The sequence below is a fragment of the Providencia sp. PROV208 genome (assembly GCF_028479465.1).
GTDB lineage: Bacteria > Pseudomonadota > Gammaproteobacteria > Enterobacterales > Enterobacteriaceae > Providencia > Providencia alcalifaciens.
Genome location: NZ_JAMPNS010000017.1, coordinates 125,261 through 143,922, shown reverse-complemented (window position 1 = coordinate 143,922; position 18,662 = coordinate 125,261). Strand labels below are relative to the sequence as shown.

Genomic DNA, 18,662 nt, shown 5'->3' with positions numbered 1-18,662 from the left:
CTCATTCGGCAAAATCTATGCGTGATGTCTGAATACGAATAAATTTATTTCAAAACATGTGCATACACGCGTTTTGGTCCATCTTCATTTTTCGAGATATAGACACCTTGTAACTCTGGCGCAAAACCGGGTAACGCATTAATTCCGGCCTCTAACGCCTTAAAGTATTGCAAGACTGGACCTGCCCACACTTCCCCCGGCACAACACACAGTACTCCTGGTGGATAAGGTAATGCCCCTTCTACGGCAATACGCCCTTCTAACTCATCCAGCGGCAATAGTTCCACATTGCCACGAATAAACTCAACATGAGCCTGTTGTGGGTTCATTTTGACTTGTGGAAAATGCGCCTTACGGAACATCTCTTTTTGTAGCTGCTTAATATTGAAATCTACGCTCAATTGATGCATTTCTTGGCATAATCGACGTAAAGTGTAACCTTGATACTGATCTTGATAACGCTGATACACTGAAGGTAAAACGTCTTCCAATAACGCATCTTCATCCAAAAGTTGTTCAAATCGTACTAGGTGGGACACCAACAACTCGAGCTTTTCACGAGATTCAGCAGGTGTTAGCAGGAATAGAATCGAGTTTAAATCACATTTTTCAGGGATCACACCATGTTCACGCAGAAAATGCGCCAAAATCGTGGCAGGCACCCCGAAAGATTCATACTCCCCACTTTCGACATCAATCCCCGGTGTCGTCAGCATCAGCTTGCAAGGATCAACGAAATATTGATCTTGCGCGTAGCCATCAAAGGCATGCCAACGCTCTTTAGGGATAAAATTAAAAAAGCGCTGCTCCGACGCAATTTGTTCGGTTGGATATTCATGCCACGGCTTGCCATCCACGAGCTCAGGCACAAACGGCCTAAAGTGACGGCAGTGTTGAATAATGGATTTGCGTACCTCAATTCCTTGCCTCACACACTCCATCCACATCATTTCTCCCGCCGCACCTTGGTGCATACGTGCGTTCACATCGAGTGAGGCAAATAGCGGATAAAACGGGCTAGTAGAGGCATGCATCATAAATGCGTTATTCAGCTTTTTATGGGAGACAAAGCGATCCTGTCCTTTGATATGATTATCTTTTTTATGGATCTGTGAAGCTTGCGAAAAACCAGCTAACTGCTTGTGAACAGATTGCGTCACCATGATGCCGGGATCATTTTCATTCAATTCCAGCAATAAAGGCGAACATTGGCGCATCATCGGAATAAACTGTTCATAACCCACCCATGCAGAGTCAAATAGAATGTATTCGCAAAGGTGCCCAATTTTATCCACCACTTGCCTTGCGTTGTACACCGTGCCGTCATAGGTGCCAAGCTGGATCACGGCAAGGCGAAACGGTTTTTCAAGCTGCGCTTTTTCTGGCATCACGTCGTTTACCGCATTACGCAGATAGCTTTCGGTAAAACAATGAGCATCAATCCCGCCAATAAAACCAAATGGGTTACGTGCCGTTTCTAGGTAAACGGGTGTTGCCCCCGCTTGGATCAGGGCGCCATGATGGTTAGATTTATGGTTATTGCGGTCAAACAGCACTAAATCACCTGGTGTTAATAAGGCATTCAGCACCACTTTATTGGATGATGAAGTGCCATTCAGTACAAAGTACGTTTTATCCGCATTAAAGACTTTCGCGGCAAATTTCTGGGCTTCTTTTGCAGCACCTTCGTGGATCAGCAAATCCCCCATCGCCACATCGGCGTTACACAAATCAGTACGAAAGAGGTTTTCACCGTAGAATTGATAAAACTGCTCGCCAGTTGGGTGGCGACGGAAAAATTGTCCGCCTTGGTGCCCTGGGCATGCAAATGTCACATTATGACCCGCGGCGTAGTCCATCATGCGTGCAAAAAATGGCGGTAATAACTGCTCAAGATATTGGTTTGCAGCATCACGTAACTGGCGGCTATTTTCTTCACGCGCAGCAGGTGCTGGCGGTAAGAGCGCGGTTAAATAATCAGGTATTGAGGCATTGTCCGGTAGCTGTTTATCACTAATGACAAACAGCGGAATACTGAGTTTACTGTCAGCAACTCTCTTCCACAGTCCTTGGTTGGCATCTTGTTCAGAAAGCACAACCGCAGCAATATTATTTAACTGTGCATCGCGAATATCTACCCACTGGAAATGACCGGTAAAATAGATAGCGACCCCCTGGCTACATGCCACATTGATTTTCTTCATAGCAGTCTGGCTCTTGGTTAGCTGAGGTAAAGAGGGGCTCAATATACTTGATAGATACTGAGATTGAAATAGTCAGAATTAATGCAAAATTATTCAGTTTTGCCTAGGTTAAATATTTTTTATAACTCACTGGTTAATCGCATAAAAATTTAAGCGCAGACAGGCTGGCTTTTTAAGCATAAACCATAAAAAATAAATTATTTGCAGATTAACCGACCGAAACAAACACTCTCAGTAGTGAATCAGTCGGTTAACTGTCGAGGATAACGAGGTTACTTGTTTCTTTCCACATACAGCGTTTGAGATGGATACGCAAAGTCCGCATTGTGGCTTTTTACTATCTCAATAATTTTCAAGTAAACCGCTTGCTGAGCATCTAACCATTCCGCCCAAACCGTCGTTTTGGTGAAACAATACACCATAATATTCAGGGAAGAATCGGCAAACGCATCGAAATAAACCAATATTGTTTGCCCAGTATCGATGTTCTCATCTTGCTTCAGCATTGTACGGATATCGTCCACAATCGCACTGATCTTGTCGGCATCCTCATAACGTAAACCGATTTCCGTTTTTATTCGTCGATTGGTCATTCGTCCTGGGTTTTCAACACTAATAGAGGAAAACAGTGAGTTGGGAATATACAGCGGGCGATGGTCAAAAGTGACAATCTTAGTGATGCGCCAGCCAATCTCCACCACCGTACCTTCGATATTTCTATCCGGTGAACTGACCCAATCTCCTATATTGAACGGACGATCAAAGTACAGCATGATCCCAGAGAAAAAGTTACTCAGGATATCTTTACCCGCCATACCGATAGCGATACCGCCAATGCCGCCAAATGCCATTAATCCTGATAGGCTCATGCCAAAATGTTCGCCAAATAACAGTATAATAATGACAATGACGGCGGTCTTAAACACTCGAGCAATGATACGTGCGGAGGTAGGGTCACTCCCTTTTTTAATCTGTTTCTTTTCAAGGCGGTTAACCAACTGAAAGAATTTTCGCGTGATAATTAATGCAATCACCGATATGGCAATTAAGTTAATTAGTGATGTCGAGATAAAGGTTAAATCAAAATCACTGGTTGCCATATCGATAGATTGTGCTGCCACTAGCACCATTACACATAGAACCATGGTCTGAATGCCATGCACCAAAATGCTTTTTCGCTTATGTTTATGTCGCTTATGTAAAACCTCGAAAAACAAATACAAGGCTAAACAAACGGCAATGATGGTCATGCCAATGGCATATTTTTCGAGTAGTGCTTCTATCATGTCTTATTGCCCTAAACTGACATTGAAAACTAATTTGCTGTGTAAAATATAACACTCTAAATAGTGAGTGAATAACTGCTAAGATAACAATTATTCACCTAGTTATCTCAATAATTATCAATTACTTTTTAGGTAATCCAATAATGAATAGCGCCTATTTTTCGCCTAAAGAGCAAGAGATCAACAATGTTCTATTGCTCTCCCCTCATCGCCGATATCTCTATTTTGTTGGCAAAGTTGCTGATTGGGAACAGGTTTGGACATTAGCTAACCATGATGGATTAGTGACCGCGCAGAATGATGACCACCGCTTATTTTTACCGCTATGGGCTGCGAAAGAGTACGTAGAACTGTGTTTGACGGATGAATGGGCAGAATGTTATCCGCTACCGATGACACTAGAACATTTGATGACAGAAATCTTACCGGATATGGCAAGTGCCAATATTCAAACGGCAATCATGATGTTACCGAATGGGAAAAGCACTCCTATATTTGATGCGCAAAGCTTACTTGATGACTTACAAGAAGAGTGTCAACAATATGAATAAAAGGCTGCTCAACGGCAGCCTTAGTAAAAAAGTTACTGCTCTACACCCGTTGTCACCGTAAATTGACGGTTTTCTCCGGCTTCTAGCCAAATCAGCGTCTGGTTATTTTTAGCGGCAATAAACCCTTCAGGGCGGCAGGTTGCAGGTAACACAAAGGCCCCTACTTTTTGATCACCATTATATAAAATCCAGCGTGTCGCATAATTTAGCTCATTCGATTTAAAACGAGTTACAAAGGTATTGCCTGCTGGTGACCGCATTTTAAATTCAGGACTGGCAGTGTATTGGCTCAAATTATCCATAAAGAAGACAATCTCAGGGTCACACATCTGCGGCTGATTTAATTGATTTAGCGTCACCTCTCCAGACTTGAGCGCTTGATTAAAATCGAGCCATTTTTGAGTTGGGTGTACATGCCCCGGAATAGACTCCCGCAACTTAATTGCCTGCTCAGGAATATTTTGCGTCAAGGTGGCATCATCCACATAGGCGTAGTTCATATGGCACATATATTGAAGCGGCATTGGTACAGACGCTAAGTTAGTCACTGACATGTGGATATCAAACAGTGCACTATCCGCATTTAATTGTACGGATGGCGCGGCACGATAATGGTGACCAAAGCCCATCACATACTCATATTCACCGCACACTTTAAGGCTGGTTTCAGTCAATTCAAGCCATGCGCTATCCATTGGTGCACAGGGCATTTCCCCGTGTAATGGGTGATTATCTTCTGGCGATGGGCAACCATTGCTGATTAATCCAGAATGGAAAGCGAAGCAGCCATAGGTTTCAATTACGGTTGGAACAAGCTTGGGTTCTGAAAACATATTTTCCATTTTCAGATTTTGCCCGCAAAATTCAGCATCCCAAATCATCTGCCCTAAAAATGGCAAAATGGTTAAGTGCCCCTGCGAGTTTTCAACCCGCAGCCCTTGCACGCCAGATTGGTAAACAAAGGCGGAAACGGAAAACTGGCTATTTTTCAAAACTAAGGTCGGTTTTTCCGTAAATAAGCGTTTATGTAACGGGATAATTGTGTTCATTGTCATACTCACGGTTTGAAGTAAAGATGGGTAGGCACAACGCCTACCCTGAGCAATAGCGAATTATTTGGCTTGTTGTTTAGCTTTAAAGCGACGTTCGCCGACGAAATAGATGCCCACGTAGACGAAGCACAGCATTGAGACTAAGAAAGAGAGTTGCAGAGAGTGAGTGATATCCGCGACATAGCCTTGGATTGCAGGTACAACTGCCGCGCCGACAATCGCCATCACAATCACTGCACCCGCCATTTCGGTATGTTCATTATCGACCGTTTCCAGCGTACCAGCATAGATAGTTGCCCAGCATGGTCCAAACAGAATGCTCACTAATACCGCCGCATACACAGCAGTGAAGCTCGGCATAAAGGCCACATACACCAGGAACAGCACACCAATAATCGAATAAATAATCAGTACTTTATCAGCGTTAAAGCGAGTCATTAAGATGTTGGCAATAAATTTACCAATAAAGAAACAGGCGAAGCTGTACACCATAAAGTTAGAGGCATCACGCTCGTTGATATCCCCCATTTCCAGCGCTAAACGGATGGTGAACGACCAAACAGCAACTTGCATTCCCACATATAGGAACTGGGCGATGATCCCTTTTCTAAAGCGACTGTTTTTAGCTAAATATTTTAAGGTATCCAGTGCAGAAGGACGTTTATGTTCCGCAGTTTCTGCCACTTTACATTTCGGGAATTTCGTCAGTAAAAACAGGATCATCACCACAACCAATACCATGATCATATAACGGTATGGTTCAAGGGTGTTTTCCAGCATGGCTAAACGGAATTCATGGATTTGAGTCGCATCCATTCCTGCCATTTGGCTTTGTAGGCTTTCCCCTTCTGAGAAAACTAAATATTTGCCCAGTAAAATCCCACCTGCGGCACCAATTGGGTAGAAGGTTTGGCTGATATTCAGACGCAGTGTCGCGTACTGTTTTGGACCGATCATGGAACTGTAAGTATTGGCTGCGGTTTCAAGGAAGCTTAAACCAATCGCGATCGCAAAAATCGCCGCTAAGAACATGGTATAAGTTGCCATGTGCGATGCTGGGAAAAACATGGAACAACCCGCAATATACAAGATCAATCCGATCATAATCGCGTATTTATAACTGGTTTTTTTGATCACTAATGACGCAGGGATCGCAATCAAAAAGTAACCACCATAGAACGCGCTTTGCACTAATGCAGAAGCAAAGTTACTGAGTTCAAAGACGCTTTTAAACTGTGTGATTAAAATATCGTTCAATGCTGCTGCGCATCCCCAAAGCGGAAATAAGCAGGAAAGCAGGATAAATTGGAATATAGGTGTCTTATTCAGGTACCCATCAGGTAACTGAGTGATGTTCTTGATGTTCATAGTAACCCTTAATCGTTTTTATAATATTTTTAACCGGTTAAACGGGCTTTTTGCTCTAATGGCAACCTTCATTTCAACCGGTCATGCTCAACATCATTCAAATTCAGAGCAAATATTGTGGGTACAGGTAATGCTTCTGGCGCTTGAAAGATGGTTAGAACTAATTATTCAACTGCACAAACTCACTGAACTGCTCGATACTTGGATAAGAAGATTGCGTGCCTTTTCCTGTTACGCTGAAGGCTGAAAATAGAACCGCTTTTTTCATCGCTTCTTCGATGTTTCCGGTGTGAACATAGTAATGAGAGAAACAACCGATAAACGCATCGCCAGCACCACTAGTGTCAATTGCATTGACTTTGATAGCCGGAATAAATAACTCACTGTCGCGAGTCATCCATAGCGCACCTTTGTCGCCTAAAGTGACAATCAGGTTTTTCAGACCTTTGTCTAACAGGGATTGTGCGGCACGACGCACGTTATCCATGGTATCCACAGGCATGTTGGTCAGAATTTCTAACTCGGTTTCATTCGGTACAAAGAAATCACAACGACATGCGTAATCTAAATCCAGTGCGCGTTGTGCTGGTGCTGGGTTAAGTAACACAGGAATGTTGTGCTTATTACCGAAGGCAATCGCGTGGTAAACCGTTTCCAGCTGCACTTCCAGCTGCAATACGATCAGTTTGCACTTTTTCAGATCTTCCGCGGCGCGGTCGATATCTTCTGGGGATAAAAACTTATTCGCCCCTTTAACAATCAAAATACTGTTAGACGAATTTTGGTTAACAAAAATCGGTGCGACACCGCTTGAGGTGCATGGTACTTTTTCTACATAGCGAGTATTGATGCCATAAGACTCAAGATTACGGATGGTGTTATCCGCAAAAATATCGTCTCCAACTTTAGTTAGCATAATCACTTTAGAGTTTAACTTTGCTGCGGCAACAGCTTGGTTTGCCCCTTTACCGCCACAACCGATTTTGAAGGCTGGGGCTTCGAGGGTTTCCCCTTCTTTTGGCATTTGATCAATGTAGGTGATCAAATCGACCATGTTTGAACCGATAACTGCTATATCCATGATGTCCCTCGTGTTAAATAAATCACATAATGATATAATCCTAACATTATCATGTTGCAAAAATATCATTTGTGATTAGGATCTCGAATAACGAATGATCAAGTGTTATATCTGCCACATTTCCTCATTCTTTGTTACCTATTCCACATCTATTCTGAAAACGTCATATAGGAAGGTTTAAAATGCAAGATTTAGCGAAATATATCGATCATACTTTATTGGCTGCTAACGCAACGGTTAATGATATCAAAACGTTATGTGCAGAAGCCGCACAATATCATTTTGCCTCTGTGTGTGTTAACACCGGCTATGTACCTTTAGCAAGTGAATGTTTAAAAGATAGCGATGTGATGGTGTGCTGTGTCGTAGGCTTCCCATTAGGTGCATGTTTAACAGAAGCTAAAGCATTTGAAGCCGCTGAAGCTGTTCGCCGTGGTGCCGATGAAGTGGATATGGTCATCAACGTTGGTATGCTAAAAAGTGGTGATTTAGACTTTGTTCGTCAAGATATTGAAGCCGTTTTTGCGGCTTGTGGTAAGGCAACACTGAAAGTGATCCTCGAAACTTGCCTGTTAACTGATGAAGAAATCACACAGGTTTGTGAAATTTGCCGCACAATTAACGTTGGATTTGTGAAAACTTCAACAGGATTCAGTACAATGGGTGCCACTGAGCATCACGTCGCTTTAATGCGTAAAGTGGTTGGCAATGAAATTGGCGTCAAAGCATCCGGTGGTGTACGTACGCGTGAAACCGCAATTAAGATGATTGAAGCTGGTGCTAACCGCGTTGGTGCAAGCGCGAGTGTCGCTATTGTGACTGGAGAAAATACCACTCCAAGTGACTACTAAACAACGGGGCGCGGTTCGTCCGCGCCATCATAAAAAGGATTGCAGGGTGATAGAAACTAAACAAAAAGAACGCCTTCGCCGATTAAGTGAATGTATTAAACGTTCAGGACGCATTCACCTTAAAGAGGCAGCGAGAATACTCGAAGTTTCTGAAATGACTATTCGTCGAGATCTCAATGCCGATACTGAAGGTCCCATTCCAATGTCACTGCTTGGTGGCTATATTGTTTCTGTCACTCAACCTGCCGCTTTAACTCCTCATGAGCCTCATGCCGATATTTTCACACCAGACCAAACTGAAGATCTGTATATTCCAAATCTAGCCGCCAGTATGGTCAGCGAAGACGATGTGATCTTTTTCGATAATGGCATTGAAATGGCCACCTTGATCGCCTTGATCCCTGAAGAGATAAGCTTTACTGGAATTTGTTACTCCCATAACGTTTTCCTTGCTTTAAGCCAGAAAAAGAATGCTACCGCTCTGCTCTGTGGTGGGGAATATCGCCCCAAAAGTGACTCTTTTTACAGCCCAACATTGCCTTCTTTATTGGATTCCATCAACCCCAAAAAAGCGTTTATGTCCGCAACTGGCGTTCACAGTGCCTATGGGGTGACTTGCTATAATCTCGATGATTTACCGATGAAAAAGAAAGGCATGGAAAAATCTATTCGTAAGATTTTATTAGCGCCTTACAATCTGTTTGATGAAGTGGCGACGGCGAATATGGGAGAGTTATCTCAATTTGATGTGATTGTCACGAACCGGCAACTCAGTGATGAATACGAAACATACTGCCGTAATGGGTTTGTTAAAGTTATTTATTAGGCTGAGGTATTTCATCAAAACAAAATCGACACGTTTGAACCCGTGTCGATTTGTTTTCTCACTCAATTTTCACCGTCAAGTAATCTTCAGCTATCTGAGTTTCTGGAAATTCTGCTTGGCATTCCGCCAGTAAGCGAGGAAGATCAGCGGGTCCATAACGTCCGCTTAAGTGTGTGGCGATAAACCGTTTCACATTTGCTTGCTTAGCCAATTGCGCGGCTTGGCGAGTTGAAGAGTGCCCATGCTCATTGGCTTTCACCTCCAGCGCCACTTCTAGCGTGGTTTCATGCACCATCACATTAGCATTTTTAGCCAATAGCAACGCTTCTGGTGTTGGGGTGGTATCCCCAAAAATCGCGACCACCTTCCCTGCAACCGGCTCACCAAGGTAGTCAGCCCCATTCACGCTGCGGCCATCTTCTAGCTCAATAACTTCGCCCTTCTTCAGCGCCTGCATCCAAGGTCCGCGAGGGATCCCATCTTGCTCCAGTTTTTGCACATTTAGCGTCCCCGGTTTTGGATGTTCTTCAATACGATAGCCATAACATTCTACGCGGTGATCCAACCGATACGCTGTGACAACTAGCTCCCCATCATCAAATAACTCACCTGCTTCAATTTCTACAATTTCAAGAGGATAAGTCATGAAGGAGTCGCTCACTGATAAAACGATTTCCACATACTGCTTCAGGCCTTTTGGTCCATATAGCGTTAATGGGTCTGTGGCTCCTCCCATCGACCGGCTACAGAGTAATCCAGGTAAGCCAAAAATATGATCGCCGTGTAAATGTGTAATAAAAATCTTCTCGATTTTTGGGGTTTTAAAGGGGCTATTTAAGATTCGATGTTGTGTTCCTTCGCCACAGTCAAACAGCCAGTAACCTTTACGAATACCGACTAAATTTAATATTATGCTGGTGACATTGCGCTCTTTTGTTGGCACACCTGCGCTAGTACCCAAGAAAGTCAGTTCCATCGTTCCTCTATCTATCTCTTTGTTTTTGTTTTATTAAAATACAATTCCAAACTTTTCCAAAGTGGCTAGAGCTGTCTTTCTCAGCATCTTTTTACTGTTATCATTTTCGTCGTGACCACGTTTAGAAAATTTATGGAATTCATTGTTTTTCCACCGAACAAATTCAATTTCTTTTTAAGTCAAATCAATTCACAAGCCTATATCGAATACCCACCTCAGAATAGCCGCGTAAATTTTCGCCACTAGGAATAAATTGAATGAGCTCCTCTGTTTCGACCGTTAAGCAAAAATTGGCTAACGGTTTTGTTATATTTACGGCTATTTGGTCATCTGCCATTATGCCTGTTATCCCAGCTTATGCAAAAATGTTGGATAACAAAGAGTTACCATCATTAGGTAGCGACCAAATCATCGATGAAAATAATACCGAACACTTAGCCGCTGAATACACTAAAACAGTTGGAACCTTCCTTTCACAAAAGAAAACGATGAAGGATCTGTCTCAGATAGCGCAAGACTACGCACGAAATAAAGTTTCCAGTGAAGCGACAAAAGAGATTGAACATTGGTTATCCAAAGCAGGCAATGTCAAACTCAATATCGATTTTGATAAAAAATTCTCCATCAAAAATTCACAGTTTGACTGGTTGATCCCTTGGTATGACCAAGAAGATATCCTGCTATTCACCCAGCACACTCTTCATCGCTATGATGAGCGTTTTCATACCAATAATGGAATTGGCTTACGTTATTTTCATGAAAAAAGCACTATCGGTATGAACGCGTTTATCGATCACGATTTGTCTCACGCCCATACTCGCGTAGGATTAGGAGTGGAATACTGGCAAGACTATTTAAAATTAAATGCCAATAGTTATTTCGGTTTAACATCATGGAAAAGTGCCTCAGAATTAAATCACGATTTTAATGCTAAACCCGCTCATGGCTGGGATATACAAGTAGAAGGTTGGCTGCCAAATTACCCACACCTAGGTGGAAACCTAAGATATGAGCAATATTATGGCGATAGCGTTGCATTATTCGGAAAAACAAAACGTCAAAAAAACCCAAATGCCGCAACCATCGGTGCTAACTGGACGCCATTCCCATTATTCACATTAAATGCCAGTCATAAGCTTGGTAGTGAAAAACAAGTAGAGACCCAAGCCAAACTTCAATTTACGTGGACCTTTGGTAAAAACTTAGCTCACCATTTAGATCCAACCAAAGTTGCCGAGACCCGTCGTCTTTCCGGCAATCGTTATGATTTTGTAGAGCGCAATAATAATATTATTCTCAACTACCAAAAGAAAACCGTACTACACCTGTCATTACCGAGTAAAATTCAAGGGATAACAGGGCAGTCCGTGCCGCTAGTCAAATCTTTCACAAGTAAATACCCCCTCAAACATATTGAGTGGCAAGCACCTGAATTTTTGGCTGTAGGCGGTTCTATTAGTTCGGATGATCAAACGGCAACCTTAACTTTGCCATCTTATCAAACATCCAATGCAGCAAAAGATGTACAAAGGATAAATCGCTACCGTTTACGTGCAATTGCCTATGATATTAAAGGTAATGCCTCGCCTGTCGCTGAAACATTAATTGAAATTACCCACTCTGGCTCAATCAGTATCAGTCCTCGTGATATGAAATTTCATGGGAAAGGCTTAGCGAATGGAAATGATATTAATGGTCTTACTGCTATTGCCAGAGACTCTCTTGGTCATGCAATCCCTAACACAAAAGTGGTCTTTGTTTTACCAAATGCGCTCACACTCGCCTCCCAGAAAACAAAAACGACCACTAGCTCCAGCGTTCAAAATAGCCTACGTAAAAAAATGCAAACAATGAAAGTCGCTAAACCCTGGGAGTACATAACAACAACCAATGATAAAGGCGAAGCACTGGTACAATTTACCTCAGAAATTGCAGGGTCATACGAAATTAGCGCTTACACAGGTAATCATCAACCGGCGAAAGCCCAAGTCGTTTTCAAACCAGATTCGGCTCAAGCCAGTATCCACAGCTTTACAATCACCCGATCCGGTGTTCTTGCCGATGGTATTTCAACAAATTCAGTAAAAGCTCACATTACTGATAAAAATAAAAATCTGCTCGCCAATCAGGAAGTCACTTTTTCGGCAACGCATGCAAAGATCGTCGATAAAGCAACAACCAATGAAAATGGCATTGTTGAAGTTACACTCACTAGTTTAAAAGCGGGTTCAAGCGAAGTGACCATCTCCATCAATGGCCAGAGTGAAACCAAATCTGTTCAATTCCTTAGCGGTAAATTACATCAAGTGACTATCCTAGATGTCCCTGAAGTGTATGCAGGCAGAGAAAGCCAAGTATCATTTCAATTACTGGATAGTCACGGCAACCCAATTATTGATGCCCAAAATGACATTACAACCATCATTGACAAGAAAACGGAGTCAACAGCAATTTGGGATACTGATATCGACAAAGGCATCTATGCCGCTAAAATTTCCGGGCAACAATCTGGTACGCATACCATCCAAGTTGTTATGGGCAAAACAGTTTCACAAGAACAAAAGTTTAATACGCGTGGAACAAATGCCGTCGCATCTGTCGCCGCTGACGGCAGCGGTCCACTAGGAACATTAGGCGTCATCGCTGATATTGAAATCGATATCAATCCTAACCGTACAGATTTTAAATCTGGTGACAATCCACTTGTGATGGTCACGCTGAAAGATAGTTTTGGTAATGAGATTGAAAATATCGACCCTAGTAATATTCATCTTGGTGATTTAAAAGGAAACGATATTGCTTGGCGCCAAGATGGAAAATATGACTATATTGTCAATTTACCATTAACCAAAACTGGGGATATTGATATCACAGCCCATGTGAATGGTATATTCAGCCCCAAAACTGTTTTGACGGTCAGCCATAATGTTGATATTTCAAAAATTCAAGATGTGGTGCTCCCCCCGATCAACAACACCCCGCAAGCCGGTGAGACACCGTCGATCAGCGTGGTATTAACTGATAGCCACGGCAACCCAGTCAACGACGTGAAGCAACTTGAAGTGATCATTGCAGGAACACCGCATACGCTTCCAGCAACTCAGAATCCGGATGGCAGCTACACAATCACCCTGCCGGCGCAGCACAGCGGTAAACAAGACATTCAGGTGACCGTCAACGGTAAGGATTCCAACAAAGAGACTTTAACTGTACAAGCCCCAACACCAATCCCCTCCAAGGTACAGGGGAACAGGGGTGAGCAAGGTGTCCTAGAGACCGTTACCTTAAGCAGCGCCGCCCTCACGGGACTACAATCCGGTGATGCCTTTGATTTAACCGTGACGGCGAAAGATGCTTTTAAAAATCCGTTAACGGGTCTCGCTTCGGCAATCGCGTTAACCCATGGTCAAACTGGCTCCGTCACTTGGACAGATAACCAAGATGGTACCTATACGGCTTCACTGACCTTAAGCAAGCTGGGCAAAGATAGCCTGACGGCGACCGCCAATAAGGTGGACAGTAATACCCTCAAGGTCAACGTCACTAACCGCACCGGTCACACCGGTGTGCAAAATGTGGTGATCACCCCGACCAATAAAGCCCCACAAGCTGGTGAGACACCAACGCTGACCGTGACCTTAACCGATAGTAACGGCAACCCGGTCAACGACATTCAGCAACTAGAGGTGACCATTGCTGGCACCACCCACACGCTCTCAGCGACGCAAAATCCAGATGGTAGCTACACCGTGACCCTACCGGCACAACACAGTGGTGATAAAAATATTCAGGTCACCGTCAACGGCAAGGACTCCAACAAAGAGATCTTAGCGGTACAAGCACCAACACCAATAGCCACCGATACGCAAGGGCAAAAAGGCGCTCAAGGGGTAGTTGCAACGATTGCCTTAAGCAGCAGCCCCCTCACCAACCTGAAATCTGGTGATACCCTTGATTTAACCGTGACGGCGAAAGATGCCTTTAAAAATCCGTTAACGGGTCTCGCTTCGGCAATCGCGTTAACCCATGGTCAAACTGGCTCCTTCGCCTGGAAAGATCATCACGATGGTACTTATACAACTTCACTCCCCTTGACTAAGCTGGGCAGTGATAGCTTGACTGCGACCATAAACACTATCGCTAGCCAACCTATTTCGATTACGGTTGAAACTCAACAAACTAAAACATCAGTGAACGCCGTTGAGTTACACGCCCAGCACCTACAGATTTCTGCGGGGCAGAGCACAACACTCACTCTCACTTTGCGTGATAAACACAATAATAATGTTGAGAAAATTCCTTCTAGTGACATCAAATTAGAAGATAACAAACTGACGCTATCCAATATTCAATGGAAAGAGCAAGGTAATGGCGTATACACCACCGAAATCTCATTCAAACAATTAGGAAATCATAAGCTTGTTAGTACAGTCGGTTTCACCAATAGCCCCTCTATTGATATCGATGTTATCGCGTTAAAAGGAGCTATTCACGTTCATCACGTTAACCTTGATGCTACACCGAAACAATTTGTCGTTGGTGAAAAAATTCAACTCAAACTCACGCTGCTTGATCAGTTTAATAATGGCGTAACCGATGTACTGGATAATAGTATAAATATCAATGATGATAATACGCGCAGTGCGCTAAAAGGGTTGCAATGGCACCATCAGCAAAAAGGTGTCTATACAGCGGAAACAACTGTGACTAAAGGTGGCATTCATTCATTGAAAGCCACTGTTAATAGCAAGCAAGATAATGTGCTAATTCATGCCATTTCTTCCGTTGGTCAGAAGCAAGTCAGTGATGTTCAGCTATCAACTAGCACCGCAAATATCGTTGCAGGTACTCCCGCTACGCTGATATTGAAACTCAACGACCAACACAGCAATCCAGTTTCTCAAGTCAACAGTGCTGATATTTCCTTAGAAAATAGCGCTGGCACCCCCCTTCCAACGACTTGGCTTGAGATGAACAACTTAGGAATTTATACCGCACAGATCTCATTAAATAGCGTTGGAAAGCAAACTGTCACAGTGAAAGTCAATAATATCTCACACAATGCCACTCTTCAGGTCACACCTCCTCAAGGTGCATCTTCAGTTGCGACATTGGAGATATCCCCAATAACCACCGTTGATGCCGGTCATACCTCCTCCATTACCTTGATAATGAAAGATAAATATGGAAACCCTGTTAACAACGTTCTCAACCGTGATATGACCCTTGAAATTGATGGCGTTATTCAGTCGATTCAACTGACTGAATTAGGCGATACAGGTCAATACTCTGGAGAACTTCCTGCACAGCAAAAAGGTCAACATGCCGTTAAAGTGACCGTTAATGGTCAGCTAGCAAGCGTAAATTGGACTATCAATAACCCAATGCCAATCCCATTAAGCACCGTTGATAGGACGGGGCAACGTGGTGCACTTGATACAGTAATGCTTAGCAGCAGTAAAAAAACGGTTGGTTCTGGCGATAAAATCACCGTTACACTTAATTTAATGGATAAATTTAATAATCCTTTAACCGGAGCGAATTCTCATTTAAAGCTATTAACAAATTTAAGTGAGATATCTCAATGGCAGGATCACAGCGATGGCAGCTATTCGATTGACTTACTGATGAATAGATTAGGCTCGCAAGATGTGCAGGCGATCGTCAAAAATATTCTCAGTAATAAAGTAACGCTTGAAATTAAGGCTCTAAGTGGTGCTAGCAATGTCAATACAACGGCGCTGACGATTAAAGATGCGGCAATAGAAGCCGGAGATACCACTGAATTAACCTTACGACTTAAAGATTCGGTAGACAATGGTGTCACCAATATTCAAAACCGAGATATTCACCTTACACAGAACAACGCCAAAATTGATAAGAAATGGTTATCTGCCATGGATGGTATTTACACTACCCAAGTACAAATCAAGCAGGTCGGTGTTTACCCACTTCGAGCAACGGTTAATCAGCAAAATAGCCGAATTGAAACTATTGAAGTCACTGCACCTGTTGGAAGTACTAAAGTGGCAAAAGCCAAGTTAGCATCCAGTATTGTAAATTTGGATGCAGGTAACAATGTGGAGTTAACGCTAGAGCTGAAAGACCAATACGATAATCTCATTATTGGTGTCAATGGTTCGGATATTATGCTGGAAAATAGCTATACAGCTGAAACTATCGATAACAGTCGATTAGCTTGGCGTATGGATTCCGCAGGTATTTATAAAGCATCACTTCCGTTAACGCTCGTTGGAAAACATAAGTTAAGCGCAGTGATTAATAAACAACGCACTTCAACCGCAGATATTACTGTCAATGCACTCAAAGGCGCGACCAATGTCAGCCAAGTTATAATAACAACTGGAAAAAATACAATTTCCGTTGGCGAGAAAACAGAGCTTACATTAAACGTTCAGGATCGCTTTGGTAACGAAGTCAATGATGTTTTAGCTTCAGATATTGACTTAACCAATACCGACTCACAAATCAAAACCTCAGTAAAATGGGTAAAATCACCTTTAACATTAGGCACGTACATCACAGATGTGCAGTTTGATAAAGTGAAGTCACACACTTTGATTGCCAGCGTCAATGGGCAAACAAAAATGCTTCAAATCCATGTACAACCACTGAAAGGGTATAGCAACGTTGCAGCCATTGCCCTACAAGCCCCAGCAAAAATTGAGGTAGCAGAAAAAACCAAACTCACACTAACCTTAATGGATAAGTTCAATAATGGTGTGGTTGGCGTTGAAGCTCAGCATATTGAACTCCTTATTGGGTCAACCCTTCAGACCACAAACTGGGTAGACAACCAAGATGGGTCTTATCATACAGAGTTTGCTTTAAACCAAGCCGGTGATACCCCACTGATGGTAACAGTGAATAAATTCACGGAGACGAACTCTATTCACGTTAATTCACCAAGTGGTAAAGATAAAGTAGCTTCAATACAACTTGCCGCAACCGTTACTCAGGTCTTACCAAATACATCAACGGTGCTCACTTTAACGTTGAAAGATCAATATGGAAACGGAGTGAATAACGTACTGAGTAAAGATATTTTATTATCGAATAGCTATACACCTGAAAACTTAACATCACCGAATTGGGCTGAAGATGGCAAGCAATCGGGTATATATACGGCTTCTGTAAACTTGCAGAAAGTCGCAGAGCACACGTTAACGGCTAAGGTGAATAATCTCGATAACATCCTAAAAATTACCGTTCAACCCTTTACGGAAATACAACATGTCAATAGCCTTGAGTTAGCCATAGATAACAACAACATTACGCTTGGTGAAAATGTCATGTTCACATTAAGCACGAAAGATATCTATGGAAACAACGTCATGATAAAACCGGCTGATATCCATTTAAACAATGCAAATGGAACCGTAAACCAGCCAACATGGAAAGAGCAAAATGGTGAATATAAAGGAGAAATGATCCTCTCTATTAGTGGAAATTATGTCATTACTGCAAATGTGGGTACCCAAATCAGTGCCCCAATTAACCTAACAGTACAAGCGGGCACACCTGTATTTGCCACTGGTAAGAGTCAATTATCTGTAAATAGAGATGACCTTGATGAAAACAGTAGTACCAATGCCATCGTGACATTAGAGTTAAAAGATGCAAATGGCGTTGCAATTAAAGGGAAAAAACCCCATATACAAGCTACTGCTGGAAAGATTGATCGTATCATGATTGAAACCACTGATGGCGTATATACCGCTAACTTTAATAATCCTGTGGTGGGTGAATCGACAATTTATCTTGATAACGCTTCCATTGATTACTCAGGGTCAACACCGGAGATCATCGTGGTGACCTACGGTAAATTAAAAATTAAAGCGCTTGGAAGGGAACATATCTTCTCTGAGAATGATGAATTCCCTCACACTGGATTTGCTGGGGCTCAATTTCAAATTATTGCTCCGATTGGTAAACAAACTGATTATAACTGGAGTGTTGACATTGATTGGTTATCTATTGATAAAGAAGGGATTGTCACCCTATTACGCAAACCAACGCCTATAAAGGGTATAAATGCAATGATCCCTATCTTTACAGGGAAGCCTAAAGCACACACCAATTATACACGCCCTGTAGAGTACCGTTTTACGTTGAAAAAATGGTATGTTCATAAGGGGAAATTTTCGGCGCGAGAAGCAGTAAATACTTGCCAAACCCCTAGCCGTCTAGTTAGGTACGATGATCTTTTATTAAACGGAACACCATATGTAATGCCACGTAATGCCGGGGAGAAAATTTTCCATGAATGGCACAACCAGCATTCGCTACAGAAACTTAACCTTAGCCCAAACCCGATGATCTTGCTTGCTGATATGCAAACCGCAACACAGATAACTCATATACTAAATCCACATAGCTATGGAATTATGAACTCAAGTCCTGATGGAGAAGTCATTTGTGTTGACGACCTTCAACCTTAAATAAA

The 18,662-nt window shown here is 42.6% G+C and carries 10 protein-coding genes; 4 read left to right on the top strand and 6 right to left on the bottom strand.

The annotated features are described in order from the left end of the window. Positions 1-44: 44 nt before the first annotated feature. Positions 45-2,204, bottom strand: a complete 2,160-nt coding sequence (locus tag PR766_RS14260; protein ID WP_154635937.1) for an ornithine decarboxylase — start codon at positions 2,202-2,204, stop codon at positions 45-47. A gap of 272 nt (positions 2,205-2,476) precedes the next feature. Continuing rightward, complete coding sequence (locus PR766_RS14255) at positions 2,477-3,490, bottom strand: mechanosensitive ion channel family protein (RefSeq protein ID WP_006658299.1); 1,014 nt, start codon at positions 3,488-3,490, stop codon at positions 2,477-2,479. Positions 3,491-3,633: 143 nt separating this feature from the next. Here PR766_RS14255 and PR766_RS14250 point away from each other — a divergent pair, with 143 nt between their 5' ends. Next, positions 3,634-4,041: a DUF2750 domain-containing protein gene (locus PR766_RS14250; RefSeq protein ID WP_036974031.1), complete on the top strand. Its 408-nt coding sequence runs from the start codon at positions 3,634-3,636 to the stop codon at positions 4,039-4,041. Positions 4,042-4,073: 32 nt separating this feature from the next. Here the strand turns inward: PR766_RS14250 and PR766_RS14245 are convergent, their stop codons facing one another. From PR766_RS14245 to rbsK, 3 genes are all read right to left on the bottom strand, one after another. Further along, entirely contained in the window at positions 4,074-5,090 is a 1,017-nt protein-coding gene (locus tag PR766_RS14245) for an aldose 1-epimerase family protein (RefSeq protein ID WP_036979057.1), read from the bottom strand. 63 nt (positions 5,091-5,153) lie between these two features. Continuing rightward, the gene (gene fucP, locus PR766_RS14240) at positions 5,154-6,461 is read right to left on the bottom strand and encodes an L-fucose:H+ symporter permease (RefSeq protein ID WP_006658295.1); all 1,308 of its coding nucleotides are present in this window, start codon (positions 6,459-6,461) and stop codon (positions 5,154-5,156) included. 160 nt (positions 6,462-6,621) lie between these two features. Continuing rightward, positions 6,622-7,542, bottom strand: a complete 921-nt coding sequence (gene rbsK, locus PR766_RS14235) for a ribokinase (RefSeq protein WP_006663306.1) — start codon at positions 7,540-7,542, stop codon at positions 6,622-6,624. A 182-nt stretch (positions 7,543-7,724) separates the two neighbouring features. Between rbsK and deoC the strand changes: the two genes are divergently transcribed. Together deoC and PR766_RS14225 are read left to right on the top strand one after the other, a co-directional pair. Further along, complete coding sequence (gene deoC, locus PR766_RS14230) at positions 7,725-8,393, top strand: deoxyribose-phosphate aldolase (RefSeq protein WP_006658293.1); 669 nt, start codon at positions 7,725-7,727, stop codon at positions 8,391-8,393. 46 nt (positions 8,394-8,439) lie between these two features. After that, entirely contained in the window at positions 8,440-9,219 is a 780-nt protein-coding gene (locus tag PR766_RS14225) for a DeoR family transcriptional regulator (RefSeq protein WP_006663307.1), read from the top strand. A 58-nt stretch (positions 9,220-9,277) separates the two neighbouring features. Here the strand turns inward: PR766_RS14225 and rnz are convergent, their stop codons facing one another. Further along, positions 9,278-10,195 (bottom strand): ribonuclease Z, encoded by a 918-nt coding sequence (gene rnz / locus PR766_RS14220; protein ID WP_154635936.1) that lies wholly within the window; start codon positions 10,193-10,195, stop codon positions 9,278-9,280. 257 nt (positions 10,196-10,452) lie between these two features. Between rnz and PR766_RS14215 the strand changes: the two genes are divergently transcribed. Beyond that, on the top strand, positions 10,453-18,657 hold the full coding sequence (locus PR766_RS14215) for an invasin domain 3-containing protein (protein ID WP_272518481.1): 8,205 nt from the start codon (positions 10,453-10,455) through the stop codon (positions 18,655-18,657). Positions 18,658-18,662: the final 5 nt, after the last annotated feature.